Here is a 25018-nt window from a genome sequence, read left to right as displayed (position 1 = left end):
GTTGCACGGGGCTGTGCGCGGAATTCGATGCAAATGATCAACTAATTGAGCGTTTCACCCTGACATCAGTCAGCGGCCCTCAACTGTGCAAAGATTTCGTCCACGTGGATGTTTGAGAGCACCACGAACATAAAGCGGACGGGCTGACACGCACCGTTCCATTACGAGACACTGCGCGAGACCACCGCGCACCTACCTACGGCGCCGTTTCATGACCCTCTTTTCCGCCCTCGATTCCTTCGTCTTCCTTGTCTATTTCCTGATCGTCGCCGGCTACGGCCTGTGGGTCTACCGAAAGAAACGCGCCACCTCCGGCAAGGCCTCGCACGACTATTTTCTCGCCGAAGGCTCGCTCACCTGGTGGGCCATCGGCGCCTCCCTGATCGCCTCGAACATCTCGGCCGAGCAGTTCATCGGCATGAGCGGTGCCGGCTTCAAGATCGGCATGGCGATCGCCGTGTACGAACTGATGGCCGCCGCCACCCTCGTCATCGTCGCCGTGTTCTTCATGCCGGTCTACCTGAAGAACCGCATCTACACGATGCCGCAGTTCCTCGAGCAGCGCTACGGCAAGGCGGTGGCCACCACGATGGCCGTGTTCTGGCTGGCCCTGTACATCGTCGTCAACCTGACCGCGATCCTGTATCTGGGTGCGCTGGCGATCAACAGTATCGCCCCGATCGGCATGCTGCCCTGCATGCTGTTCCTGGCGATCTTCGCCACCATCATCACCCTGGGCGGCATGAAGGTGATCGGCTACACCGACGTGATCCAGGTGCTGTGCCTGATCATCGGCGGCCTGGTGACCACCTGGATCGCGCTCGACCTCGTCGCCCGCCTCTCGGGCGGACAAGGCGCCATGCACGGCGTGAGCGAACTGTTCGCCAGCACCCGCGGCCACTTCGACATGGTCCTGTCGCGCGACAACCCGAACTACATGGACCTGCCCGGCCTGTCGACCCTGATCGGCGGCCTGTGGATCGTCAACCTGAGCTACTGGGGCTGCAACCAGTACATCACCCAGCGCGCGCTCGGCGCGGACCTGACCACCGCACGCAAGGGCCTGCTGTTCGCGGCGTTCCTGAAACTCCTGATGCCGATCATCGTCGTGCTGCCGGGTATCGCGGCGTTTGCGCTGGACCGCTCCGGCACCCTGGGCGACGCCATGCGCGTCGGTGGCGAACTCAATCCCGACCGCGCCTATCCAACCCTGCTGGCCATGCTGCCGTCGGGCCTGAAGGGCGTCGCCTTTGCCGCGCTGACGGCGGCCATCGTGGCTTCCCTGGCCGGCAAGGCCAACAGCATCGCCACCATCTTCACGCTCGACATCTACAAGCCGAAGTTCAACCCCGAGGCCAGCGAAGCGCGCATGGTCTGGGTCGGCCGCGTGACGACCGTGGTCGCCATGGCGATCGCCGTGCTGATCGCCCCGCTGCTGGGCATCGACAAGAAGGGCGGCTTCCAGTACATCCAGGAATACACGGGCTTCGTCTCGCCGGGCATCCTGGCCATGTTCCTGCTCGGCTTCTTCTGGAAGAAGACGACCGCGCCGGCGGCCATGTTCGCCACCATCGGCGGCCTGGTGTTCTCGATCTTCCTGAAGTTCCTGCCGGGGATGATGGACCTGTCCTTCCTGGCGCCGATCGGCTTTGCGGTCGACAACGGTACGGGCACCTATGAGATTCCGTTCCTGGACCGCACCTTCATCGTGTTCTGGCTGGTCATTGCCGGCATGTTCCTGATCAGCACCTTCGGTGCGCGTGACCGGGTGCGCAGCTTCCACGTCGACCGCAAGCTGTTCCGCGTGGATGGCGCCTTTGCGCTCGGTTCGGCGGTCATCTGCGTGCTGCTGTCGGCAATCTATGGCGGACTTTGGTGATCAGGGGCGCCTAGCGTCGCTCACCTGCAGGGGCGCGGCGCGTCCATCGCGTCCACCTGCTCCTGGGTCAGCACAAGTGGCATCGGTATATCCGGAAAGCCGTCAGCGCCCAACGAGACGCGCTTGGGCGGTATCTCCTTGGGGCAGCCCGGAATCGACGGCGGCAGCGACTCGGCCAGCGCGAACAATTGCCGGCGCAAGGGGTCGCGCGCGGCATTCGCCTCGAGCCAGAGTTCGTAATACCGCCGCCCCTGCAACCAGGAGAGCACCGACACCGCCTCGCCTGCGCCGGCCTGCAAGACCACCAGCCTGGCGGGCAAACCGTTGACGCGCTCGAGCTCGAGCTTCGGGTCGCGGTGCATGCTCGAGCCGTCCGCGGACATATCGTGCTCGAACAGTGTCAGCGTATGGCCCTCCACGGTGCGGAATCCGCGGTAGAAGCGCGACGGCGTACCGCTCATCCTTTCGGACCTGCCGCCAAGGCTGTTCAGGCGCGCAAACGGCGTGCCGGCCAGGTCGACCGGCTCGAAGGCCAGCCCCGTTCCTGCCAGGGCTAGCGGGAAGAATGTCACCGAATAGCGCTCAAGGTTTGCCTTGCAGGCCCGCAAAAATCCGTTCTGCTCCACCTCGGCCGCTTGCTGCGCTTCCTGCTGGGCAAAGCCTGGGTGACCCGGCGGCAAGCCGAGGCCGCAGGCGCCGTCGTCCGCTACCCCGGCCTGGGCAATGGCGAAGGCCGCGACTCCGAGGAGTGCGGCAGCGGCGGCCCAGGGAAGGTACTTGTACTGCAGTGCTTTGGTTTTCATTGTTCGCGCATGGTGTGGTTGCAGCAGCGGATAGTTTGCTTCTCGACACCATTATGCACGCATGCACCTTGCCTAGTCCCTGATTTCCGCCTCGACCAGTTTCCCCAGCAGCTCGAGCGACTCCTGCCAGCCGAGATAGCAGGCCTCGGCCGGAATGGCTGCGGGAATCCCCTCCTGCACGATACGCACCTCGACGCCGCAGAACACGTCGCGCAGCTGCACCGTGGTCTGCATCTGCCCGGGCAGGCCCGGATCGTCGAAGGCGGCCGTGTAGCGCAGGCGCTTGCCCGGTTCCAGTTCCAGGTATTCGCCGCCAAACGCATGGCTGTGGCCGGTGGTGAAATTGGTAAACGACATGCGGTAGCGGCCGCCCACCCGGCCGTCCATCTCGTGCACGGTGCCGATGAAGCCATGCGGCGGTAGCCATTTTGCCCAGGCGCCCGGCGTGACGAAGGCGCGATACACGCGCTCGGCGCTGGCTTTGAAGACGCGGTGAAGCTCGACGGTATTGGTAGTCATGATCACTCCTTGTTCTGAACGTTGAAGAGGACGACCCTCTGACTGTACGACGAACAGGATGCGGGAAGTTCGACATCGGGGCGACATTTTTTCATGATCGCGCCCTGCTCTTTCACCGGCAGCGCGGATGACCCGGACTTCGGCCGTCCTCGCCATGATGCGCTCATGGGGCTGATTGAATAGAACAACCGTCCCCCCGCCTGTTGACACCATCGAAGCCGGGAATGAATACTCGGGCGATGACGACGCTACCTTTCCGCGCGCGGCCACGAATGCGCATTCCCCCCGCCCTGTTCCCCGGCGCCGCCCTGCTGGCCATGGCCCTGCTGACCGCTCCGGCCCATGCCGAGGTCCGCCTCCCCGCCATCCTCTCCGACCACATGGTGCTGCAGCGCGGCGCCGCGGTGCCGGTCTGGGGCTGGGCTGCGCCGAATGAAGCGGTCTCGGTGGAGTTCGCCGGCCAGACGCGGGCCACGCGCGCGGGCGCGGACGGCCGCTGGCGCGTGGACCTGGACCTGAGTGGCGCCCAGACCGGCCCAGGCCAGGCGCCCGGCGTGCTGGCCGTGCGCGGCGAGCACAACGCCATCGTGGTGAACGACGTGCTGGTCGGCGAAGTGTGGCTGGCTTCGGGCCAGTCCAACATGGAAAAGCCGCTCGGCGAGAAACGCGGCCAGCGCCCGACCTTCGACGCGGCCGCGGCGATCGCCGGCGCCGACCATCCGGACATCCGCCTCTTCAAGGTGGCGAAGGTCAAGGCCAACCAGCCGGCCGGCGACGTCACTGGCAGCTGGGTGCGCACCTCCCCCGCCGCGATCGAGGCGAGCCAGTTCTCGGCCGCAGCGTATTACTTCGGACGGCGCCTGAAGCAGGAGCTTGGCACGGCGGTCGGCCTGATCGACGCGACCTGGGGCGGCACGCGCATCAAATCCTGGACTCCGCCGGGCCTGGTTGCAGCGGGGCCCGTCGACAGCAAGGACCGGCCATCGACCCTCTACAACGGGATGGTCGCCGGCCTGGCGCCCTACGGCCTGCGCGGCGCGCTCTGGTACCAGGGCGAATCGAACATCATCGGCACCGACGACGGACCGGCCTATACGCCGAAGATGGAGGCGCTGGTCGCGGGCTGGCGCCAGGCCTTCGGGGCGGAGCTACCATTCTATTATGTGCAGCTGGCGCCGCACCTGTATTCGGTGCTGCGCGCCGACCAGGTGCAGCATGGCACGGAGTCGCTGCCGCGCCTGCGCGAAGCCCAGGCCGATGCGCTGCGCATCCCGAACACGGCGATGATCGTCACGACCGACCTCGCCGACGACCTGCGCGACATTCATCCGCGCGACAAGGGGTCGATCGGCCTGCGCCTGGCCAACCTGGCGCTCGCCAAAACCTATGGCCGCGCCGGCATCGAGCCCTTCGGCCCGACCTTCCGCTCGCTGCGCATCCAGGGCAGGCGCGCCATCGTCAGCTTCGACCATGCGCAAGGCCTGGGCGCGCGCGATGGTGACAAAAACGCGGCCCTGAGCTGGTTCGAGATCGCCGGCGCCGACGGACGCTTCCACCAGGCCAGCGCCAGGGTCGACGGCGACCAGGTCGTGGTCAGCAGCCCGGCCGTGCCCGCGCCGCGCTCGGTGCGCTTCGGCTGGCACGAGGCGGCGGTGCCAAACCTGGTCAACCGGGCCGGCCTGCCCGCCCTGCCCTTCCGCTCGGAACACCCGATTCCGTCGAACCCGCTGTCGCGCTGAGGATGGCCGCCAGCCGGGCTGGCGCCCGGCCCACCTGCATCCCGATCACCTTTTGTCGGCGCTGACCGCAGGCGCTTTGCGCACGACGATGTTCGGCGCCGCCGGCGCCTTCATGCCGTCGCCCAGGTAAAAGCTCGGGTGCGGCGGCTGGTTGTACGCGGTGTTTTGCCAGGCGATCGCCACGCGGTACTGCGCGTCGTGCATCAGCGTCACCAGACGGCGGGGGGTGGGATACGGCGTCGTGTAGATGCGCAGGGATTTCTGGTCCAGCGTGTGCCACACGACTTCCTCGCGCCAGTCGCCGAACAGGTCGGCCGACACCACCGGCACGTTCTTCGTCCCGTTCGAGTGAGTCGCGCCGCTGGCCTCGAGCAGGTTGTTCGAGCGGCCGGCCATCCAGTCCCATTTGGTGATGCGGTTCCCGTCGAACAGCTCGCGCAGGTCGTCGCCGTCCCACCAGACGAGGAAGCTGGCTTCGCGCGGATGGCGCACACCCTCGATCGGCTTGCCCTGTGCCGTGTACAAGGCCGCGCCGTTGCTCGCCCAGGCTTCCGCCCCGGCCCAGCGTGGATCAATGTCGGCCGCCACGCCCCGTCCCGTGTCCTTGTCCGCCGGCGTGCTCCACAAGACCTTGCCGGTGCGCGCGTCGAGCATGGCGGCGCCGATGCCGCCATTGCGGCGCACGTCTTCATGGGCGCCGAACTTCTCGAGGCCGGGCCGCGTCGGGTCGAGGTCGCCCAGGTGCATGGCGTCGCCGTGGCGCAGGTCGGAATTCCACAAGGGCTTGCCGTTGTCGTCGAGGGCCATCGCGCCGTAGACGATTTCGTCCTTGCCGTCCTCGTCGACGTCGGCCACGCCCAGCTGGTGGTTGCCTTGGCCGCCCCAGGCTTCCATGCCGGGCGCCGCGCTGTCGAACACCCAGCGTTTCGTCAGTTTGCCGTCGCGCCAGTCCCAGGCAGCCACGGTGGTGCGCGCATAGTAGCCGCGGGCCATGACGATGCTGGGGCGCTGACCGTCGAGGTAAGCGGTGCCCGCCAGGAAGCGGTCGGAGCGGTTGGCGGAGCTGTCGCCCCAGGTTTCCTTCATTTGCGCGGCGCTCGGCGCATCGGTGCGCGGATCGCGTGCCGGCCAGTAGGGCTCGCTGGCCAGCGCCTTGCCGCTCACGCCATCGAAAATCGTCAGGAACTCGGGGCCCTTCAGGATCCGCCCCTGCAAGGTGGCGACCATGCTGCCGTCGGCCTTCTGCGTGCTGCCGGTGCGGTCGCCCGTCGGTGTTTCGCCGCCCGTTTCGCGCCAGTCGGCATTCGAGTCGCCGAGCACGCGGCCAGCGCCGTCGATCGTGCCGTCGCTGGTGCGCACGGCCAGTTCCGCGCGGCCGTCGCCGTCGTAGTCGAACACCTGGAACTGGGTGTAGTGGTTCCCGGCGCGGATGTTGCGTCCCAGGTTGATCCGCCACAGGCGCTTGCCTTCAAGGGTATAGGCGTCGAGATAGACCTCGCCCGTGTAGCCGGAAAACGCATTGTCCTTGGCATTCGACGGATCCCATTTTTGGATGATCTCGTAGCGGCCGTCGCCATCGAGGTCGGCGACGCTCGCCTCGGTGGCCACGTAGGTATAACTGTCGCCCGCCGGCGTGACGCCGCCCGGCGGCTGCTGGATCGGTATGTTCAGATACCCCTCGCTCCAGACGGCGGCCGGCCTGCTGCTCTCGATGTCCTTGCGGCGGGCGCGGGTCTTGACCACATAGGTCGATGCGGGTGTCCCGTCCTTGTCGACCAGGTTGGTGCCGCCGTTTAATGGGCGGGCGGTGATCTTCCTACCGTCACGGTAGACGTCGAATTCGGTGTTCGGCGCGTCGCTCGCCAGCAGGCGCCAGCTGACCAGGTTGCCGCCGTCCCTGGCGGGCACCGCCACCGCGCCCCGGTCCAGCGCTTCCATCCAGCGCGGCGCCGCGGTTGCCGCCGCTGCCGATACTGCAAACAAGCCGAGTGTTGCTGCGCCCAAGGCCAGGCGCTGGCTCAATATGAATCTGTTCATCGCAATTCCCATTCCATGCTGTGCATTGAAAAAAGCCGCCCGTCAGGGCGGCTCCGTTGCCATCGAACCTGGAGCGGCCCGGGCAATCAACCGCCGGTGCGGAAGTTCAGGCCCACCATGATGCGGCGGCCCGAGTAGGCATAGTCGAGCAGGTTCGGGATGCCGTCCGCGAACGGGCTGTACTGGCCCTGGCTGTTCGAGGTGGTGGCGTTGCCGAGGTTGCGGCCCTCGACGAAGATCTCGACGTTCGGCGACCATTTGTAGCCCAGCTTGGCGTCGACGTAGCGGGTCGCGTCGCGGAAGTTCGGCGAACCGGGGTTCCATGGCAGCGGACGGCCGTTGCCAAAGGCGTTCGGGTAGTTGTTCACGCTGTTTGCCGAGCAGGCTGCGATACAGGTGAAAGTGCGGTCCACCGCCTGCACCGCGACGCGCGCCGAGAGGCGGCCGTCGTCGTACCACAAGGCCCAGTTGTACGAGTTTTTCGCCTCGCGCAGCGGCGGCATCATGTCGCCGGTAATCAGGTCGACCACGTTCTGGGTCGAGCTGACCGATGCGAGCTTGGTGTAGTTCGCATCGAAGCCGGTGTAGCGCAGGATCGACGGCAGGAAGGTGAAGGCGGTCTTGGTACCGAATTCCCAGCCCTTGCGGGTGGTGGGGACGCCATTGATCCAGGTCGTGTAGTCGAAGTTCAGGTCGCTCAGCGGACGGCCGGTGCCCGGGTCGATGACGCTCGAGCCGGCGAACAGCGGCACCGAATTCACGCCCTGGGTGATCGACGGACCAACGAGCCCCTTCTGCTTGAAGTAGGACAGCGAGAACATGGTGTCCTTGCTCGGGTAGTACTCGGCGCTCAGGTCCTGGTTCAGGTTGCGCTGCGCCGCCAGCTTGGCATTGCCGACGGTGCTGGTGCAGCGCTGGTCTTCTTCGCCGTTGTCGCTGAGGCGTTCGTCGTTGATGCAGACGCCGGCAGGCAGCAGGCGCTCGACCGGTGGGCGGGCCACGGTACGGGCACGGTTGTAGCGCAGGACCAGCTGGTCCGGCACGACCCACAGCGCCAGGTTGTAGATCGGCAGGAAGTCGGTGGTCTTGGCGCTGATCGCCGTATTCTGCGACACCTCGGTCGTGACGATGCCGGATGCCGCATTCGGGTTGGCGCGGTCGTAGGAGCCGGTCTTGGTGATCGAGCGGAAGGTCATCACGCCGGTACCGTCGACCTTGGTGCGGACGATGCGGTAGCCGAGGTTGCCGTCGATTTCCCAGCCGAAGGGCAGCGCCCGGTCGGTGAACGGGATGTTCGTCAGCCCGAAATCAGCCATCACGTAGGCAGCCTGGCTGCGTTCCTTGACCTTCGCCAGCGGCTGCTGGTAGACCTGGCCGTCGCTGCCCTTGCACTCCTTGACGCAGTCGTAGTTGATGTTCGGCACGCCAGACAGGGCAAACACCTTGTCGACGTCGATCTGGGTCCAGTTGTTGACCAGGCCTGCAGGGGCATCCTTGGCGCCGTTGAAGAACGAGGTCTCCGTGGCCTTGCCGACGAGCGACTGGGCAATGACGTTCTGGAAGTCGGCCGGCGTCATGACGACCTGGCCGCTGTTCGCCGCCGCGTAGGTGTTGTTCGGCACGAACCCGTATTTACAGGCGTTGCCGCCGGCAGCGAGCGAGCCAGGCGTGTTTTCGCAGCCGACGAAGGAACTGCGGATGAAGCCCTGCGGCACGACGATGCCCGGCGTGGTGCCTTGCGCGGCGCGAATGGTCACGCCGTTGCCGTTGAAGTTGTCCCTGGCCGTGTCGCGCAGGTTGAAACCGGTCTTGAAGCGCTTGAAGAACGGGATGCTTTCAGGCAGCGAATACGCGATGTCGAGCTTGGCGGTGCGCTCTTCGCTCTCGATGATGCGTGGCGTCCAGGTCAGCTGCGGCGCCGCCGTCAGCCGTGGCTGCTGGGCGGCGGTATAGGCCGGGATCGAGTTGATGTTGGTCCCGCTGGCCGCCACCGCGCCGCTGGCCAGCACTGGATTGAGCTGGACGTAGTTGGCCGGGTTGGACTGGTCGAAGTTGGCCGGCAGCTCGTAGGCCCAGAGGCCGTTCGGCAGCACGCTCATAGTGGCCGGACCGTAATCGTAGGAGAAGGTGGTGCGCTTGTCGCCGCGATAGAATTCGGACCTGGCGTCGCCGACAAAGAATTCCGCCGTCAAGCCGTCGCGCTTGAAGGTGCCGCCCAGCTGGACGTATTTCGAGGTGGTGCCCATCTCGGCACGGATCTGGTCGGTGCCCGCGTTGCCGTTGCTGATCCCGAACTTCGTCACGTGGTGATTGGCGTCGACCACGACCGAGGCCGGATTGACGTTGGCCACCGCGCCCGTCACCAGCGGCTGGCCGCTGACATAGCTGGTGGTGCCCGGGTACAGGAAGTATCCGGCCCCAGCCGCGCCCGGCGCCACGGCGCGCCGGCCGTTGGTGTCCACAAAGGTGCCGCCCGTGTTGACCGCCATGCCGCCCAGACCATAGGTCAGGAAGTCGTTATCGACCTCGCGCTTGTTGTAGCTGCCCTTGGCATACACGGTCAGGTCGTTGTTGACCTTGAAATCGAAGCGCAGGTCGAGGTTCTGGCGCTTGTCGACTTCGCGCTTGAGGATGTTGCGCACCAGCGAAGGCGTGTAGTCGTTCCACTGGTTCAGGCAGGTGATCAACTCGTTGCTGCGCATGTTGATCGAATTGGTGCGGTTGGTCGCCCCCATGTTCGCGAGCACCGGCGAGGTCGCCGACAGGACCGGGAAGGCGGCGTAGCAGTCGGCCTTGGACTGCGCGGCCGCCGAGCGGGTCAGGATTTCGAGCGGGGTGGCGCCATTGAAGCTGCCGCTGGTCGTGTACGGATAGCTTGCCGTCGGCTGGGTCGATGCCGGGTCCAGCATGTTCAGCGTCGAGGGATTGAAGGTGAAGGTCTTCTGCGGCGAATTGTCGAAGTCGAGCAGGCGGGCATAACCCTGGTTGGCGCTGGTGGCCACCTGGATCGAGTGCGATTCGTTCTGGTGCTTCGAGGCCGACGCATTGAGCATGACGCCCAGGCGCCCGTCCATGAATTTGCGGGCCAGGATCACGTTTGCGTCCGGCGACCACTTCTCGTTCAGGCTGTTCTGGGTACCCGCCGCGCGCACCGAGACGAAGGGCTCCTTGAAGTCCAGGCCGGTGCGGGTCTTGATGATGATCCCGCCGCCCAGCGCCCCTTCGGTCATGTCGGCGGTCGAGCCCTTGACCACGTCGACGCTCTTGATCAGGTCGGCCGAGAGCTGGCGGAACTCGGTGCCGCGCCCGCTGCCGCCGCCGTTCATGTCGGTGCCGCCGGCCGATTGCACGCCCTGGCCGTCGATCTCGACGCGGGTCAGGTCGGGGCCGTTGCCGCGCACGGCGACGCTGACGCCTTCGCCGAAGTCGCCGCGGTCGAGCGCGATGCCCGACATGCGCGAGATCGCTTCGCCGATGTTCCGGTCCGGCAGCGAGCCGACGTCTTCGGCGACGATCGAGTCCATCGACGTGGCGGCGTTCTTCTTGCGCTGGATGCTCGACTGCTGCGAGCGGCGGGTCGAGACGGTGACGGTGGCGATCTGGCCCTCGCCGGTGGCGACGCTGCTGTTGGCGGCCGTGCTGGCAGTCGGTTCCTGCGGCGTCTGCGGCGTTTGTGCCTGCGCCATGGCGGCATTCGCGGTGACCAGGGAAGCGAGCGCGAGTGAAACGGCCACGCTCAGGCGATGGGGGCGCAGCCCCGGTTGGATGTCATGCATTGTCGTCTCCATGATGGCCCTTGGGGGCCTGTTCTCGTCGCGCCGCTGCCCGCCGGGCGCCGCGCTTTGGTTGATGCGATCTGAGCGTTAGTGTAGGGTCGGAAACCGGGCCTTGGGAGGCGTGCGCGAGAATCAATCACCGGCTTGAGCGATATGCGTCGCTCGCGGGTCACGGAATGATCAATGCGGTGATTGAATGGGCGTGCGTGATGCGCACGGGCCGGTTGAACCTCCGGTACCTACGCCCTGCCCCGAACTCACGCCGCCATCGAAGGCGGCGCAAAGTCCGCCGGCAGCATCAGATCCGGATACCGCTCGCGCAGCGCATCGAGCGCATTGAGCGTGCCCGACAAATGCTCGCGCACGAGGCCTTGTGCGCCGGCGGCGTCACCCGCGCCGATGCAGCGCGCAATGCGGGCATGCTGCTCGAGGATCGACTCGGCCTTGCGGTGCAGCGGCAGGTGCATCCGCCGCAGCCGGTCGAGATTGCCGCTGCAGCTGCGCATCATCGACCACAGGTCGGGCAAGGCCGCCGCCTCGTACAGGGCGCGGTGAAATTCCATGTCGAGGCGGGTGAACGTGGCGAGGTCGCCGGCGGCAAGGCAGGCCTGCTGGCGCGCCACCAGCTCGAGCAGGGTGCGCTCGAGCGCCGGGTTCGGATCCTGGGCCATCAGGTGCGCCATTTCGAGTTCGACCGACAGGCGCAGGAAATGCGCCTGGCGCGCCGAGGCCAGGTCGATGGCGCGCACCCGCGTCTGGTGCTGCGGGTAGATGTCGACCAGGCGCTCTTCCTCGAGGCGCAGCAGGGCCTCGCGGATCGGCGCCTGCGACAGGCCGAAGTAAGCGCACAGCTGCGGGCGGGCGAGCACCGTGCCCGGCGCGATGGCCAGGCTGACGATCAGCTCGCGCAGGTGCTCGAACACCTGGACCGTCGCATTGCGCGAGCGGTCGAGGCGAAAGGTGGCGTCAAACAAGGGCATCGCGTCCTCCTGCGGGTAAGTTCAGGGCAGTTCGTAGAATTCCGCCTCGACGATCGACAGCGCGCTTGTCGAGAGCGCCTTGCCGCCGGTGTCGACGTTGGCCTGGTTCGCCACTTCCGTCAGCTTGATGGCGCCCGCTTCGTCCACCTTGCCGTCGAGCGCGATGCGTACCGTGCTGCCGAGCCTGGGCTTGAGCGGCAGCGTCACGTAGCCAAGGTTCTTCGGCGTCGTGCCAGCATACACCTCCTCGCCGTCGACGCTGATGCGCAGCGGGTAGCTGCGCTCGCGCCAGCCGGTCAGTTTCAGCGCCAGCTCGGACAGGCGCGCCGGGCGTGCCAGCGTGTAGGTGATTTCCGCCGCTTCTCCGCCCTTGCTGGCCCAGGTCGTGGTTTCGTCATCGTCATAGCTGAGCGCGGTGCTCGCGCCATTGCTCGGCGCCGTGCTCGACGCCACCGGCACCGCCACGCGGCTGACCTTGAACGAGGGCGTGTCCGGGGTCGGGCCGCGCCCGAGGAACAGCGGCTGCGCCTGCGGCAGCGGGGCCAGCCCGGCCGCGACCCGGACCGGCGCCGAGGCAAACGCGACTTGCGCCGGCGCCAGGCCCTCGGCCCGGGCCCGCACGACGATCCTGCCGGCCTGCGGCGTGCTGCGCACCAGCACGCGATTCACGCCCCCTTCCACCGGCAGCGAACGCGCCAGGATGTAATTGTCCTTTCCCTGCGCGATCCCGCCGCGCCATTCGGCCGGGCCTTGCAGGTCGAAGTGCACGGTGTCGAGGGCGACCGGGTTGCGCCGTCCCTTCGCGTCCACCACTTCCACCTGCACCAGCGCCAGGTCGGCGCCGTCGGCGCGCAGGCCGTGCGGCGATGCGATCGTCGTCAGGCGCAGCGCCGCGGGCTTGCCCGCCGTGGCGAGCATCGCCTCGCAAATCTTCTTGCCGCGTGCGTCGTAACCGACCGCCTTCAACTCGCCTTCCTGCCAGGCCACGTCATCAAACGTGAACACGAAGCGCTTGCTCTGTTTCGCGGCGCCGACCTCCTTGCCGTTCAGGAGCAGCTTGACGGAGTCGGCGCTCGAGATCACGTGCACCGGCTTTTTTGTTCCGGGTGTGTAGTTCCAGTGGCCGACGATATGGGCGCGCGGCTTTTCCACGTCCACCCAGCCGTCCCACATCACCTGGTGGGCGAAAAAGCCGTCCTTCGGGATGCGCATGGCGTCGACTTCGCCGCTGCGGCGGTAGTTCTCGGCGCCGCGGTGGTGGGTGTTACTGTCCGAGAAAATGATGTTCACACCGCCGCTCGACACGCGGGTGCCGGTGCCCGGGCGCTCGCGCCAGTAGTCGTACCATGTGGAGACGTTCTGCAGCGCGAAGCTGTCCTGGTTGCGGTTGTAGGCGGCAGCCGACTCACCTTTATGCAGCGGGCCGTCTCCGTCCTTGTGGAAAGGCGGCGTGAAGTCATCCCAGAATTTGCGGGCGCCCTCGTCGCGGTTGTACTCCATCGCCCACATCGGCATGCGCGCGCTCTTATTAATGTATAACATCTCGCCGCCGTATTCGGACACCTGCTGCAGCTCGCTGCTGAGCATCTCGCGGCTGCCTGCGGCCCGGCCGCCGTAGGGATCGTACTTGTCGCGCAGGGTCTTCATCTCGCGCATGTGCTCCGCGCTCACGCCCTTGTTGCCGGACTCGTAGAACAGGATGCTCGGGCTGTTGCGGTTGTAGACGATGGCATCAACCATGGCTTCCACGCGCTGCTCCCAGCGCCGGCCGTCGACGTCCCTCTCGGAGTCGCCCGCCGGCATGGCCTGCATCAGGCCGATGCGGTCCAGCGATTCGACGTCCTGCTTCCACGGCGCGATGTGCATCCAGCGCACCAGGTTCGCATTGCTGGCCAGCGCCATGCCGTTGCCGTAGTCGGAGAGCCAGGCCGGCACCGACATCCCGACCGCCGGCCACTCGTTCGAGGTGCGCTGGGCATAGCCCTTCATCTGCAGCACGCGGTCGTTCAGCTTGACGACGCCCTGGCCGAACTCGGTCTTGCGGAAACCCGTGCGCGTGGTGACGGTGTCGAGCGGCTTGCCGTTCACCTTCAGGGTAGTGACCACGTCATACAGGTACCCATAACCCCAGCTCCAGAAGTGCAGATTCTTTACCAGCGCGCTCGCTTTCACGGTCGTGGTGGCGCCCGGCGCCACCGTTTGCGACGGGGCGGCAAAGCGCGCGACCCGTTTGCCGTCCTTGTCACGCAGCTCGATTTCATAGATAAACGTGCGCGCCTGCGGCGCATCGTTGCGCACCTCGGACTCGGCCCAGATGGTGGCGCTGCGCTTCTTGATGTCGAAGTCGCGCGCGTAGACATAGACGCCGGTCGTGCCCAGGGTCGAGAACAAAGGCAGGGTCTGGTACAGGGGTTCGGTGACGTGCAAGCGCACGTTTTTCGGCAAGCCGCCGTAATTGGCGTTGAAATTCTTGTCGGCCCACTGGTAGCGCTGATTGGTGGCCTTTTCGCGGTAGTCCCAGCTGTTATCGGTGCGCACCGCCACCACGTTATCGCCCGGCAGCAGCGCGGCGCTGATGTCGAAACCGAAGGCGTTGATGCCGTTTTCGTGCAGGCCGATGCGCTTGCCGTTGACATAGACCTCGGCCGCCTGGCGCGCGCCCTCGAATTCGAGGAACACCTTCTGGCCGGGCTGGTGGTTCTGGAGCTGGAAGTGTTTTCTGTACCAGGCCACACCCGTGGAATGGTCAACGATGTCCTTGCCATAGGCGTCATCCTCGTTCCAGGCGCGCGGCAGCGTCACCGCTTTCCAGGCGCTGTCGTCGAACGATGCCTCGGCCGCATCCCGGGGGTCGCCAACGTGCAGCTTCCAGCCGGGATTGAAGTCGTACTGGGCGCGCGCGGCATGGGCCGGCAGCGCGCTCGCGCACAGCAGGCCGGCCAGCGCCAGGGCATGAGCCAGGCGGTGTGGGAAAACAGGGCGATTTGTCATGGGACCCGATGGTGATAGCGCTGATATATTAGTTGTTTAGCCTGGCCATTGTTGCGCATCCGGATCCGCCTGCGCGCGCCCGCCGCCAATTACTCAACATGGTGAGCAATCGTGATCGGTTCATTGACTGGCGCGGCGAATCAGCCGGTAATGATGGGCGGCAGGCGCCACCAACACAACACCCATGACGGAAGCAGGATGAGGATGCAACACAGACAGCAGTGTCCGATCCTGCGCGCGCTCATGCTCGCTCTCGTGCCGGGCGCCTTCGCGGCCTGCGGCATGGCGGGCGCTGCGACCTATTACGTGGCACCGGGCGGCAACGACGCCGGCCCCGGCACCTTGGCCGCGCCCTGGAAGAGCGTCGCACGGGCCGAGGCCGGCGCCCTGCCGGGCGACACCGTGTATTTCCGCGGCGGCGCCTATATCTACACGGCCGCGCTGGACGCCTGCGCGAGCATGACCGGCACCGTCAACGCGATCACCCTCGGCAAGAGCGGCAAGCCCGGGCAGCCGATCCGTTACTGGGCCTACCCAGGCGAGCGGCCGGTGTTCGACTTCTCGCGGATGCGGGATAACTGCCGCGTCAAGGCCTTCAACGTAACGGCCAGCCACCTGCACCTGAAAGGCCTGGAAGTGACAGGTGCGCCGCAACAGCCGGGCAACCGGCTCAACAACGAGTCCTGGGGCATCTTGAACAGCGGCAGCCACAATACCTTCGAGCAGATCGACACCCATCACCACATGGGGCCTGGCCTGTTCATCGCCCACGGCAGCCATAACCTGGTGCTCAACAGCGATTCGCACCACAATTACGACCCCTACAGCAAGAGCGGCCCCGGCCAGAATGCCGACGGCTTCGGCGTGCACGTGCGCGGCGACCAGCCTGGCAACGTGATCCGCGGCTGCCGCGCCTGGGCCAATACCGACGACGGCTACGACACCATCCATTCGGAGTCGGTCGTCGTGATCGAGGACTCCTGGTCCTGGGGACACGGCTATATCCCGGGCACGGCCACGCCGCTCGCGGCCGGCAACGGCAACGGCTTCAAGATCGGCGGCTTCGCGCGGCGCCATGTAGCCGGCGCGCCGCGCCACATCACGCGCAACAACGTCGCCTTCGCCAACAAGTCCTGGGGCTTCTATGCCAACCACCATCCGGTGGCGAGCTACTTTTACAACAACACGGCGGCCGGAAACCGCGCCGGCTTCAACATGCTCGGCATTGATGCGGCCGGCGCGCCCCTCAACCTCGGCATCCTGCGCAACAACCTGGCCTATGGCGACGCCCCGGTGGCGAGCATCGATGGCGCCGACCATGCGCACAACAGCTGGAACCTGCCCGTGCCGCCCTCGACCGCCGACTTCCAGGCGGTCGCGCTCGATGGCTGGGACGCGCCGCGCCTGCCCGGCGGCGCCCTGCCCCGGCTGCCGTCCCTGCGCCTGGCCGCCGCGAGCGGCCTGGTCGACCGCGGCGTCGACGTCGGCCTGCCCTACCTTGGCGCTGCGCCGGACCTCGGCGCCTTCGAGGACAGCGCCGCGCCCGCGCCGCCCAAGCCCGCCAAGCCCGGGGCAGCGCCATGACCGCCGGCGCGCTCCCCACATTCCTTTCGCTTTCACTCGTCTCGTAAAACCATGACCAAACCATTCAAACGCATCCTCCTTACCGGCGCAGGCGGCAACCTCGGCCGCCGCCTGCGCGAGCGCCTGAACGCATTTTCCGACATCGTGCGCCTGGCCGACGTGGCCGACATCGGCCCGGCCGGCCCGGGCGAAGAAGTCGTGCAATGCGACCTGGCCGACCGCGAGTCGGTGATGCGCATGTGCGAGGGCGTCGACGCCATCCTGCACTTCGGCGGCGTGTCCACCGAAGTCGAGTTCGCGCCCATCATGCAGGCCAACCTGCTGGGCCTGGTGAACCTGTACGAGGCGGTGCACAAGCTGGGCATCCGGCGCGTCGTGTTCGCCAGCAGTAACCACACGATGGGCATGTACGAGACCACCGAACTGGTCGACGCCAGCATGCCGCCGCGGCCGGACGGCTACTACGGCCTGTCGAAGGTATGGGGCGAGTCGCTCTCGCGCTTCTATTGGGACCGCTTCGGGGTCGAGACGGTGTGCATCCGCATCGGCTACTGCTTCCCCGAGCCGACCACGCACCGCCAGATGGTGACCTGGCTCAGCCTCGACGACCTGGTCGAACTGCTGCACCGCTCGCTGGTGACGCCACGGGTAGGCCATACCGTCACCTTCGGCGTGTCGGACAATCCGGGCCGCTGGTGGGACGACCGCCACGCGCGCCACCTGTGCTTCCGTCCGAAGGACAGCTCGGCGCAGTTCGCGCACAAGCTGCCGGCGGGCGGCGACTACCCGCCCGCGGACGACCTCACGACCCTGCACCAGGGCGGCCCTTTCCTGAACATGGGACCGAAGTATCCGTCGTGATATGGTAGCGTTGTATTGACGTGCACACACCGGAGGGCTGCTTGAGAGACTTCAATGGTTCGCTGAACCATCCATCGCGCGTGCCGCTGGCGGCCGAACTGCATTCGCGTCCCTTCCTGCGGCTCGACGCCCCGGAAGCGATCACCCACCTGGCGATCTGCCACAGTGCCGAGGGCGGACCGCCGCAGGCGCATGTGCAGCAGCGCCTGCTGGCGGCGCTGTGCGAGCATTTCGGGGTGAGCGCCCCAGGGCCGGGCAGCAGCCACTTCTTCCACGATTTCGGCAGCTTCTGCCTGAAATGGGAATGCCATACCGAGTTCGCGACCTATACCGTCGCCGCTCCCCTGCCTCCCGGCCTGGCGCTGCACGAGGCGTTCGGGCACATGCCGCTGGCCTTCCTGCCGGTGGCCTGGCTGGCCCAGCTCGAGGGCCGGCTGATGGCGGCTGCGCACGTGGCCCTGGTCCCGGGCGACGCCGACGCGTCCGGCCTCCCCAACGTGTTCGAACGCAACCTGCTGGCCGGGTCCTCCGTCATGCAGGGCGCCGAGCTGTGCACCGACTTCGCCATCCAGGCGGACGGCTTCAGCCGCTTCGTGATCCGCGACCTCGCCATGCGCGACCTGCAGGGCGGGCGGCTGGTGCAGCGCGTGCTGGAGATCGAAACCTACCGCATGATGGCCCTGCTCGGGCTGCCAGCTGCGCGCGCGGTCGGCATGGAGCTGGACCGCATCGAAGCGGAGCTGGCGGCGCTGGCCGGCGCCATGGTGGCGACGGACACGGCCCAGCCCGACCAGGGGGCCGACGGCGAGCAGCGCTTGCTGGGCCAGATCACGCGCCTGGCCGCGCGGCTGGAAAAACTCATCCTCGACAACGGCTACCGCTTCTCCGCCTCGAAAGCCTATTTCAGCATCGTGCACGCCCGCATCGAGGAACTGCGCGAAGTGCGCATCGAGGGCACGCCCACGGTCGAGGAATTCATGGACCGTCGCCTGGCGCCGGCGATGCACACCTGCGACGCTACCAGCGCGCGCCAGGATGCGCTGGGCCGGCGCCTGGCCGACACCAACGACCTGCTGCGCACCCGGGTCGGCATCGTGCAGGAGATGCAGAACCGCCGCATCCTGGAATCGATGAACGCCCGCGCCGCGCAGCAGCTGCGGCTGCAGCTGGCGGTCGAGGGCCTGTCGGTGGCTGCGATCTCCTACTACCTGGTCGGCCTGCTCGGCTATGCGGGCAAGGCGGCCAAGGCGGCCGGCCTGCCGATCAACCCGGAGATCGCGCTCGGCGTACTGGTGCCGCTAGTGGCCGGCGCCGTCTGGCTGGCACAGCGGCGGGTGCACCGGCGGATTGGGCGGTCGCGGCACTGAGCGGCGCAGCCGCGCACGCGTTCAACGGACCGGGGACACGACGCGAGGTTTTCGGGGCTGGTTGAACGCGTGTGCGGCTACACTCGACTGCATGAACAACCCGCGGCGTCAACGCCGCGCACGCGTTCAACCAGCCGATAAGCCGCCGCGCCTGATCAACGCACCAGGCAAGGCCGCTTGTTATCGTAGCGCCAGTTCGGCACCAGGTACTGCATCGCCACCGCATCGTCACGCGCGCCGAGGCCCATGTTGCGGTAAGCCTGGTGCGCCTTTTCCAATTCAAGCTCGTCGAGCTCGATGCCCAGGCCCGGCTTAGCCGGCACATGGATCATCCCGCCTTCGATCTTCAACGGATCTTTCGTCAAACGCTGGCCATCCTGCCAGATCCAGTGGGTGTCGATCGCCGTCACCTTGCCCGGCGCGGCGGCGCCGACGTGGGTGAACATCGCCAGCGAAATATCGAAGTGGTTGTTCGAATGCGAGCCCCAGGTCAGGCCGAACATCTGGCACAGCTGGGCCACGCGCACCGAGCCGCTCATGGTCCAGAAATGCGGGTCGGCCAGCGGAATGTCGACCGACTGCAGGGAGATCGAGTGCGCCATCTGGCGCCAGTCGGTGGCGATCATGTTGGTCGCAGTCGGCAGGCCGGTGGCGCGGCGGAACTCGGCCATCACTTCGCGGCCCGAAAAGCCGTTCTCGGCGCCGCACGGGTCTTCGGCATAGGCCAGGATGCCGTGCTTGTCGCGGCACAGGCGCACCGCCTCGTCGAGCGACCAGGCGCCGTTCGGGTCGAGCGTGACGCGCGCATCAGGAAAACGCTCGTGCAGGGCGACGATCGCCTCCATCTCGGCCTCGCCCGCCAGCACGCCGCCCTTGAGCTTGAAGTCGTTGAAGCCATAGCGCTCGCGCGCCGCTTCGGCCAGGCGCACCACGCCTTCCGGGGTCAGGGCTTCCTCGTTGCGCAAGCGGAACCAGGCGTCGCTCGCGTCGGGCTCGGCGCGGTAGGCGAGATCAGTCTTGTTGCGGTCGCCCACGTAGAACAGGTAGCCCAGCATCTCGACGCTATTCCTCTGCATGCCTTCGCCCAGCAGGGAAGCCACGGGTACGTTCATGAACTGGCCGAGCAGGTCGAGCAGGGCCGACTCCATCGCGGTAACGGCGTGGATGGTCGTGCGCAAATCGAAGGTTTGCAGGCCGCGCCCGCCGGCATCGCGGTCGGCAAAGGCCGTGCGCATGGCGTTCAGCACTGCGTTGTAGTCGCCGATGGTCTTGCCGACGACGAGCGGGCGCGCGTCTTCCAGGGTCTGGCGGATCTTTTCGCCGCCCGGCACTTCGCCCAGGCCCGTGTTGCCGGCGCTGTCGGTGAGGATCAGGATGTTGCGGGTGAACCAGGGGCCGTGGGCGCCGGAGAGGTTCATGAGCATGCTGTCCTGGCCGGCGACGGGGACGACGCGCATGGCGGTGACCACAGGGGCGCTGGTGACGTTGGTATGCATGGGTGACTCCAAAGTGTCAGTGATGGGGGTAGGCCGGGGCCGGACTTTATTTAGTGTGGTAATAGTCGCGCAGCACACCAAAGGCCTGCTTGCGCACGCCCGTCTCGGACAGCAAGCCCTTGCGGTTCCAGCCGTTCTGGAATACCGGGTGCTCGCGGCGCGGCGAGCGGAAGTCCTTCAGGATCCAGGGCGACATGCCGCGCAGCGTCGGGATCCGGTCTGCCATCGCCAGCGTCTTGCGGTAGTACTCGGCTTGGTACTCCTCCGTGAATTTCCTGTTGCCGTCATTGCGGTAGCCGGCCAAAGCGTCGGCACCGAACTCGGACAGGATCAGCGGACGGTCCGACGGCACTTTCCATGTCAGGTTGGCGATCGCGTCCAGCGTGTCGGCGCCGTACCAGCCGGCATAGGTGTTCACGGCCAGTACGTCGAGCTTGTCGATCAGCGGATCCTGGATCGCCAGCACATCGCCCTGGCGCTCGACCAGCAGCGCGGCGCTGACCAGGCGGGTCGGGTCCAGCTGGCGCACGTTGTCGGCCATGGCGCCGTGGAAGCGCGTGCGCGAGGGGGACACGGGCGTCTCGTTACCGACGCTCCAGAGGATGACGGAGGCGCGGTTGCGGTCGCGGTAGATGGTTTCGGCCTGCATCGCGAGCGCCTTGCGCAGCACGGCCGGGTTGTCCCAGTCCACCGTCCAGTAGACCGGGATTTCGCTCCACACCAGCAGGCCCATCTCGTCGGCCAGGCGCACCGTGGTTTCGGAATGCGGGTAGTGCGACAGGCGCACGTAGTTCCCCTTCAGACCATGCTTGATCTCGTGCAGCAGCGCGCGCGAGGCCTGTTCCGTGATGTTGCGCGCCGGGTTTGGGCCGAACTCCTCCTCGTGCAGCGACATCCCGCGCAGGTAGAGCGGCTTGCCGTTCAGGAGGATCTGGCTGCCCTTCACTTCGATCGTGCGAAAACCGATACGCTCGCGCAGCACGTCACCGGCGACGGAGAAACGCACGTCGTACAAGGTCGGCTGCTCGGGCGTCCAGCGCGCAAGCGCTTTCGGGGCAGGCAGGTCGAACACGACGCGCCCGCTGGCGTCGGTGACGGCGCGTACCGACGCCACCGTGCCGATCGCCAGGCTCACCTGCTGATTCGCGGCATCCGGACCCTGCAGCCGCACTTCGCCACTGATGCGGCCGTTCGGGCGCAAGGCCAGCGTCGCGTCATCGATGAAGGTAGCGGGCGTGGTGATCAGGCGCACCGGGCGCGTGATGCCGCCGTACAGGTCCCAGTCCGTGATCGTGGTCGGGATCGACTGCGCGTCGTGGGTTGAGTCGACGCCCACCACGAGGCGGTTCTCGCCCGCGCGCAGGGCCTGCGTCACTTCCAGCACGAAGGGCGTGAAACCGCCCTCGTGGCGACCGATCTCCTTGCCGTTCAGGTAAACGTAGGCGCGGTAGTTGACGGCCTCGAAGCGCAGGAAGGCGCGCTTGCCGGGCTGCGGGCTGGCCGCGAACTTGCGCTGGAACCAGACCAGGCCATCGTAATAGCGCAGCTCGGGTGTAGCGGCGTTCCAGGCGCCGGGGATGGCCATTAGCGGCCCGCGGTCGAGGTCGAACTCGAAGAAGTCGGCCCCGCCCTTCGCCTCGACGGCCGCCACGTCGATGTCGCGGTAGCGCTGCATGCGCGACTTGGCGACCCAGCCGTTAATGTCGGTGAGGCCGGTGCGGTACAGGTCTTTCGAATAGGTCCACTGGCCGGACAAGTCCTGGCTGTCGCGGGCGTGGGCGCCGGTCAGCAGGAAAGCGGGCCGCAGGTCCTGGGCCCATGTGGGGAGGCTGGCGAGCGCGCCGACGACGATCCAGAATACGGTGGCGAGTTTATTCATGGTTTCTCAGGTCAAGTAGAGTATGTAGGCGCTCAGCGCAGGATACCTGCGGCGCGCATGGCTTCGTCGAGGCTGCCGCCTACCAGGGCCAGGTTCTGGATGGCAGCCAGGCTGCGCTGGGCGGCGCCGTTGGTGCCGATGCCAGGCTGCTCGACCAGGGGCCGCAGTACCGCCGGGCCATCGACGCGGCGGGTGCGTTCGCGGGTCAGGAAGCCGCCGTTGCCAAGCAGTTCGCGCCAGGCGCGCAGGGCCAGCGCGCGGTCGCGCTCGTGCCAGGCGGCGTAGGCGGTCAGGCGCGAGTGCGAGTCTTCCTGGGCGCGTCCACCCGGGTCCTTGCCCAGCAGGCCGACAAGTTCCTTGACCGGCGCGTTGTAGTAGCGGCAGTACTCCAGCCAGGCCGTCCGGTAGGCGGGAACATCGACCAGGGTCAGCAATTCGGAACTCATCTCCACCACCCCGAACACGCCGTTGAGCTGCGAGATCGCGACATGCTCGCCGGGGCCGCTGAATTTGCCGGTGCGTGGGTCGTACGGCGCGGAGGCCGCGAACCAGCGGCGCTTGAGCCGGCCGATGCTCTCCATGCCATTCACGATCTTGTCGCGCCAGCGTGGGTCGTTGGTCCGCTCCCATTCGGCCAGCCAGGCCGCCACCAGCGAACCCCACATCGTGCCGAAGGCCGCATTCACCAGGCCGGACGGGGTTTCCCTTGCTGCGGATGGCGGCAGCTTGCGCGAGATATCGACCTTGTGCAGATCGGCATCCGACTCGAGCAGTTCGCGCATCAGGTCCCCGGTGCGCTCGTCGGCAGTGAGGAAGTAGTAGATGCGGCGGTAAGCGGCATTCGAGACGCGCGGCTGCTTCGAGGAATCCGACCAGTGCTGCACGCCGTGGCGGGTGCCGAAGCCCTTGAAGCGGCCCAGGTGGTAGACGTCGACCTCGCCGGTGTGGCGCGTCATCGCCTCGGCGAACTTGAAGATGTCGGCGCGGCCGGTTCGCAGGAAGCTGTACCAGAGCCAGAGGTCGGTCGACAGTTCCGAGTTGTCCCACGCGTAGCCGCCGATATCGTAGCGCCACATGTGGCGGTCGCCGTCGTAGGCGTGCATCACGTCGCCATACGACCAGAAGCCGTACCAGCGGTGCTGTTCACGCTCGACCAGATACTGGTCGAGCTGGAAGGTCAGCCAGTCCTCGACCATCTTGCGGGCCGGAGTGTCGGCGCGCGCCACGTCCCAGTCGCCGAAGACGCCGCATTCGTGGATGCGTTGCGGCGCCACGACCAGGCGCGCTGGATTGGCAACCTGCTCGGCCATGCCGGAAAAAGCCTCGTGCGAGGGCGTGCCGCCGAGTACCCACAGCTGCAGTTCCGAGGTGCGTGCGACGCCGACCGAGGAATCCCAACCGGCCTCGTAGTCCTCATAGGTGATGTTCAGGCCCGCGATCTGTTTTTCGTGCGTGTCCATGCCGTCGAGACCGCGATAGGAACGCATGTCCATTGCCGGCGCGTTGGGCGAGTACAACCAGGCCGTCAGTTCGGCGGCCTCGCTCGCCGCCCGGCGCACGTCGAGCTGGGTCGGGGCGCGTTGCCAGAAATCCTTCAGGCCGAGGGCCACGCCGCCTGACGCGCCGCCGACATAGGCCAGGCCGTTGGTGCGGGTGCCGGCATTGCTGTCGATCCAGGCACGCCCCGACCCAGTGCGCTTGCGGACGGTGAAGCCATCGGGCGTCGGCTGGGACAGCGAAAAATCGCCCCATTCGGGTACCCATTGCAGGCCATCCTGCACCGCTTTCGCCATGCCGGCGAGGGGCGGCAGTGCCTGGCCGGCTATTTGCGCCTCGCGCCAGGCCTGGCCGGGATCGCGGCGCAACCCCGTTACCGGGCGCACTGCCTCGCCCCATACGCCGATGCCCTCGCCGGAGAAGCGTACATGCCGGTCATGGCTGGCGTCGCTCAGCGGCACGGTGGCAGTGACGCCCAGTCCGGCGATGAAGTCCCTGGCGGGGTCGCCGTCGTAGATGAAGGAGTGGACGATGCGCACGCTGTCGGAACCGGCATAGAAGTACAGGCGCACCGAAAACGGCAGCCAGTCCCGGCCGTGGCCAGTGTGGGTGCCGTCGATCTTGACCACCGCGCGCACCGGGCCGGTCTGCTCGACCGTGACGCGGCTGGTGCGGCTGGTAAAGGGCTGGCGCGTAACCGTGCCGGCGCCCTCCGGTTCGGGCCCATCCTGGCGCAACGCGACCAGGCGCAGGTCGCGCAGGGTGACGCGGCCGCCGCGGCTGGCGGTCGTGACGAGATGCGCGCCCGAGGTCGGGATGGTCCACACCAGGTCGCGCGAGGTGACCGTGACCTGGCTCGTGCCCTGTTTGACGGAGACAGTGCCGGCCGCAGGCGTTGCACCCGGCTGTAGCGTCATGTAGCCGGCCGGGCGCCCGCCGGCGACCGCATGCGCCGTCCACTTGAGCGAACCATCCGGCCAGTAAGCCAGCGGCCAGGACTGGACGGCGAGGTGGCCGCCCTCCCCTGCAATGGCGAAGCGGAGCGCCTGGCCGGGCTTCGCACCTGGCTTCATCGCGCCGCGTGGCCATGGAACGCCCAGCGTGGCGCCTTCGAACCGTGCCGGCGGCTGGCCGTCGAGCCAGCGCAAGACCGTGGGCGACAACCTTACTGCCGGTTGGCCGGTGTTGGCCGTCTCGGCTCTCGCCTCGCCGACGAAAGCGGGCAAGGCCGAGGCCGCGGCAGCGGCTCCAAGAAACCGTCGTCGAGAATGAAACGTCATTGCCGGGCGCTCCTCAAGAGAGGCTGCCCGGCTAGGCTCTGCAGGCAGCTAATATATTAGTATGCTGTGCAGTATAGTTTCAGGAGACGCGCTGGTGCACTCATGGTGATGATTGGAACAAGCTAGCAGGCAGCAAGGCAGCGCGCACGCAGGCCCAGTGTTCGTTCTGCAGGGAGCGCACTCGTGCGCACGCGGTCTCACCGTCCGCTACGGCAACAACGCGTGGAGACAAACCATCAGACGAAAAAAAACCCGCTCAGATCACTGAACGGGTTTTTCCTTTATAACTAGCCTGACGATAACCTACTTTCACACTGGTTGCAGCACTAT

The 25018-nt window shown here is 66.8% G+C and carries 14 protein-coding genes; 5 read left to right on the top strand and 9 right to left on the bottom strand.

All coding sequences use genetic code 11. From position 1 onward, the window contains the following. The first annotated feature begins 211 nt into the window (after nucleotides 1–211). Nucleotides 212–1879 carry a sodium:solute symporter family transporter gene (locus ACFPN5_RS22725; RefSeq protein WP_379786123.1) on the top strand — a complete coding sequence of 556 codons (1668 nt, stop codon included), beginning with the start codon at nucleotides 212–214 and terminating at the stop codon, nucleotides 1877–1879. A 20-nt stretch (nucleotides 1880–1899) separates the two neighbouring features. Here ACFPN5_RS22725 and ACFPN5_RS22720 read toward each other — a convergent pair whose 3' ends face one another. Together ACFPN5_RS22720 and ACFPN5_RS22715 are read right to left on the bottom strand one after the other, a co-directional pair. Continuing rightward, nucleotides 1900–2682, bottom strand: coding sequence for a hypothetical protein (locus ACFPN5_RS22720; RefSeq protein ID WP_379786122.1), 783 nt, complete (start codon nucleotides 2680–2682; stop codon nucleotides 1900–1902). Nucleotides 2683–2754: 72 nt separating this feature from the next. After that, a complete protein-coding gene (locus ACFPN5_RS22715) occupies nucleotides 2755–3201 on the bottom strand; it encodes an SRPBCC family protein (protein WP_379786121.1) in 447 nt (148 codons plus the stop codon). Nucleotides 3202–3473: 272 nt separating this feature from the next. Between ACFPN5_RS22715 and ACFPN5_RS22710 the strand changes: the two genes are divergently transcribed. Then, nucleotides 3474–4940, top strand: coding sequence for a sialate O-acetylesterase (locus tag ACFPN5_RS22710; protein WP_379786120.1), 1467 nt, complete (start codon nucleotides 3474–3476; stop codon nucleotides 4938–4940). Between the two features lie 45 nt (nucleotides 4941–4985). Here the strand turns inward: ACFPN5_RS22710 and ACFPN5_RS22705 are convergent, their stop codons facing one another. The 4 genes from ACFPN5_RS22705 to ACFPN5_RS22690 all read right to left on the bottom strand — a co-directional run bounded on the left by ACFPN5_RS22705 (nucleotide 4986) and on the right by ACFPN5_RS22690 (nucleotide 14724). Then, the gene (locus ACFPN5_RS22705; protein ID WP_379786119.1) at nucleotides 4986–6977 is read right to left on the bottom strand and encodes a rhamnogalacturonan lyase; all 1992 of its coding nucleotides are present in this window, start codon (nucleotides 6975–6977) and stop codon (nucleotides 4986–4988) included. An 86-nt stretch (nucleotides 6978–7063) separates the two neighbouring features. Then, nucleotides 7064–10753 carry a TonB-dependent receptor gene (locus tag ACFPN5_RS22700; protein WP_379786118.1) on the bottom strand — a complete coding sequence of 1230 codons (3690 nt, stop codon included), beginning with the start codon at nucleotides 10751–10753 and terminating at the stop codon, nucleotides 7064–7066. A gap of 257 nt (nucleotides 10754–11010) precedes the next feature. Beyond that, nucleotides 11011–11733 carry a GntR family transcriptional regulator gene (locus ACFPN5_RS22695; RefSeq protein WP_379786117.1) on the bottom strand — a complete coding sequence of 241 codons (723 nt, stop codon included), beginning with the start codon at nucleotides 11731–11733 and terminating at the stop codon, nucleotides 11011–11013. A 21-nt stretch (nucleotides 11734–11754) separates the two neighbouring features. Continuing rightward, a complete protein-coding gene (locus ACFPN5_RS22690) occupies nucleotides 11755–14724 on the bottom strand; it encodes a glycoside hydrolase family 2 protein (RefSeq protein WP_379786116.1) in 2970 nt (989 codons plus the stop codon). Nucleotides 14725–14928: 204 nt separating this feature from the next. Here ACFPN5_RS22690 and ACFPN5_RS22685 point away from each other — a divergent pair, with 204 nt between their 5' ends. Genes ACFPN5_RS22685 through ACFPN5_RS22675 form a run of 3 tightly spaced genes read left to right on the top strand, consistent with a single transcriptional unit; the run spans nucleotide 14929 to nucleotide 18536 of the window. After that, nucleotides 14929–16308 carry a right-handed parallel beta-helix repeat-containing protein gene (locus ACFPN5_RS22685; RefSeq protein ID WP_379786115.1) on the top strand — a complete coding sequence of 460 codons (1380 nt, stop codon included), beginning with the start codon at nucleotides 14929–14931 and terminating at the stop codon, nucleotides 16306–16308. A 51-nt stretch (nucleotides 16309–16359) separates the two neighbouring features. Beyond that, nucleotides 16360–17169 (top strand): NAD-dependent epimerase/dehydratase family protein, encoded by an 810-nt coding sequence (locus tag ACFPN5_RS22680; RefSeq protein WP_379786114.1) that lies wholly within the window; start codon nucleotides 16360–16362, stop codon nucleotides 17167–17169. A 41-nt stretch (nucleotides 17170–17210) separates the two neighbouring features. After that, complete coding sequence (locus ACFPN5_RS22675; RefSeq protein ID WP_379786113.1) at nucleotides 17211–18536, top strand: DUF3422 family protein; 1326 nt, start codon at nucleotides 17211–17213, stop codon at nucleotides 18534–18536. Nucleotides 18537–18691: 155 nt separating this feature from the next. Here the strand turns inward: ACFPN5_RS22675 and gudD are convergent, their stop codons facing one another. The 3 genes from gudD to ACFPN5_RS22660 are packed head-to-tail and all read right to left on the bottom strand — an operon-like array spanning nucleotide 18692 to nucleotide 24688. Further along, nucleotides 18692–20032 carry a glucarate dehydratase gene (gene gudD / locus ACFPN5_RS22670; protein ID WP_379786112.1) on the bottom strand — a complete coding sequence of 447 codons (1341 nt, stop codon included), beginning with the start codon at nucleotides 20030–20032 and terminating at the stop codon, nucleotides 18692–18694. A 46-nt stretch (nucleotides 20033–20078) separates the two neighbouring features. Then, on the bottom strand, nucleotides 20079–21911 hold the full coding sequence (locus ACFPN5_RS22665; RefSeq protein WP_379786111.1) for a glycoside hydrolase family 2 protein: 1833 nt from the start codon (nucleotides 21909–21911) through the stop codon (nucleotides 20079–20081). A 32-nt stretch (nucleotides 21912–21943) separates the two neighbouring features. After that, on the bottom strand, nucleotides 21944–24688 hold the full coding sequence (locus ACFPN5_RS22660; RefSeq protein ID WP_379786110.1) for an exo-rhamnogalacturonan lyase family protein: 2745 nt from the start codon (nucleotides 24686–24688) through the stop codon (nucleotides 21944–21946). Nucleotides 24689–25018 lie beyond the last annotated feature (330 nt).

Origin of the sequence: Massilia niabensis (assembly GCF_042655085.1) — a bacterium.
Classification (GTDB): Bacteria; Pseudomonadota; Gammaproteobacteria; order Burkholderiales; family Burkholderiaceae_D; genus Telluria; species Telluria niabensis.
This window is presented reverse-complemented; position numbering and strand designations above follow the sequence as displayed.

Bases quoted from the DNA above. Each gene is read 5' to 3' on its own strand.
- ACFPN5_RS22660 (WP_379786110.1), bottom strand. From the start codon at position 24,688: ATGACGTTTCATTCTCGACGACGGTTTCTTGGAGCCGCTGCCGCGGCC.
- ACFPN5_RS22690 (WP_379786116.1), bottom strand. From the start codon at position 14,724: ATGACAAATCGCCCTGTTTTCCCACACCGCCTGGCTCATGCCCTGGCG.
- ACFPN5_RS22705 (WP_379786119.1), bottom strand. From the start codon at position 6,977: ATGAACAGATTCATATTGAGCCAGCGCCTGGCCTTGGGCGCAGCAACA.
- ACFPN5_RS22680 (WP_379786114.1), top strand. From the start codon at position 16,360: ATGACCAAACCATTCAAACGCATCCTCCTTACCGGCGCAGGCGGCAAC.
- ACFPN5_RS22715 (WP_379786121.1), bottom strand. From the start codon at position 3,201: ATGACTACCAATACCGTCGAGCTTCACCGCGTCTTCAAAGCCAGCGCC.
- ACFPN5_RS22725 (WP_379786123.1), top strand. From the start codon at position 212: ATGACCCTCTTTTCCGCCCTCGATTCCTTCGTCTTCCTTGTCTATTTC.
- ACFPN5_RS22710 (WP_379786120.1), top strand. From the start codon at position 3,474: ATGCGCATTCCCCCCGCCCTGTTCCCCGGCGCCGCCCTGCTGGCCATG.
- ACFPN5_RS22720 (WP_379786122.1), bottom strand. From the start codon at position 2,682: ATGAAAACCAAAGCACTGCAGTACAAGTACCTTCCCTGGGCCGCCGCT.
- ACFPN5_RS22700 (WP_379786118.1), bottom strand. From the start codon at position 10,753: ATGCATGACATCCAACCGGGGCTGCGCCCCCATCGCCTGAGCGTGGCC.
- ACFPN5_RS22695 (WP_379786117.1), bottom strand. From the start codon at position 11,733: ATGCCCTTGTTTGACGCCACCTTTCGCCTCGACCGCTCGCGCAATGCG.
- ACFPN5_RS22665 (WP_379786111.1), bottom strand. From the start codon at position 21,911: ATGAATAAACTCGCCACCGTATTCTGGATCGTCGTCGGCGCGCTCGCC.
- gudD (WP_379786112.1), bottom strand. From the start codon at position 20,032: ATGCATACCAACGTCACCAGCGCCCCTGTGGTCACCGCCATGCGCGTC.
- ACFPN5_RS22685 (WP_379786115.1), top strand. From the start codon at position 14,929: ATGCAACACAGACAGCAGTGTCCGATCCTGCGCGCGCTCATGCTCGCT.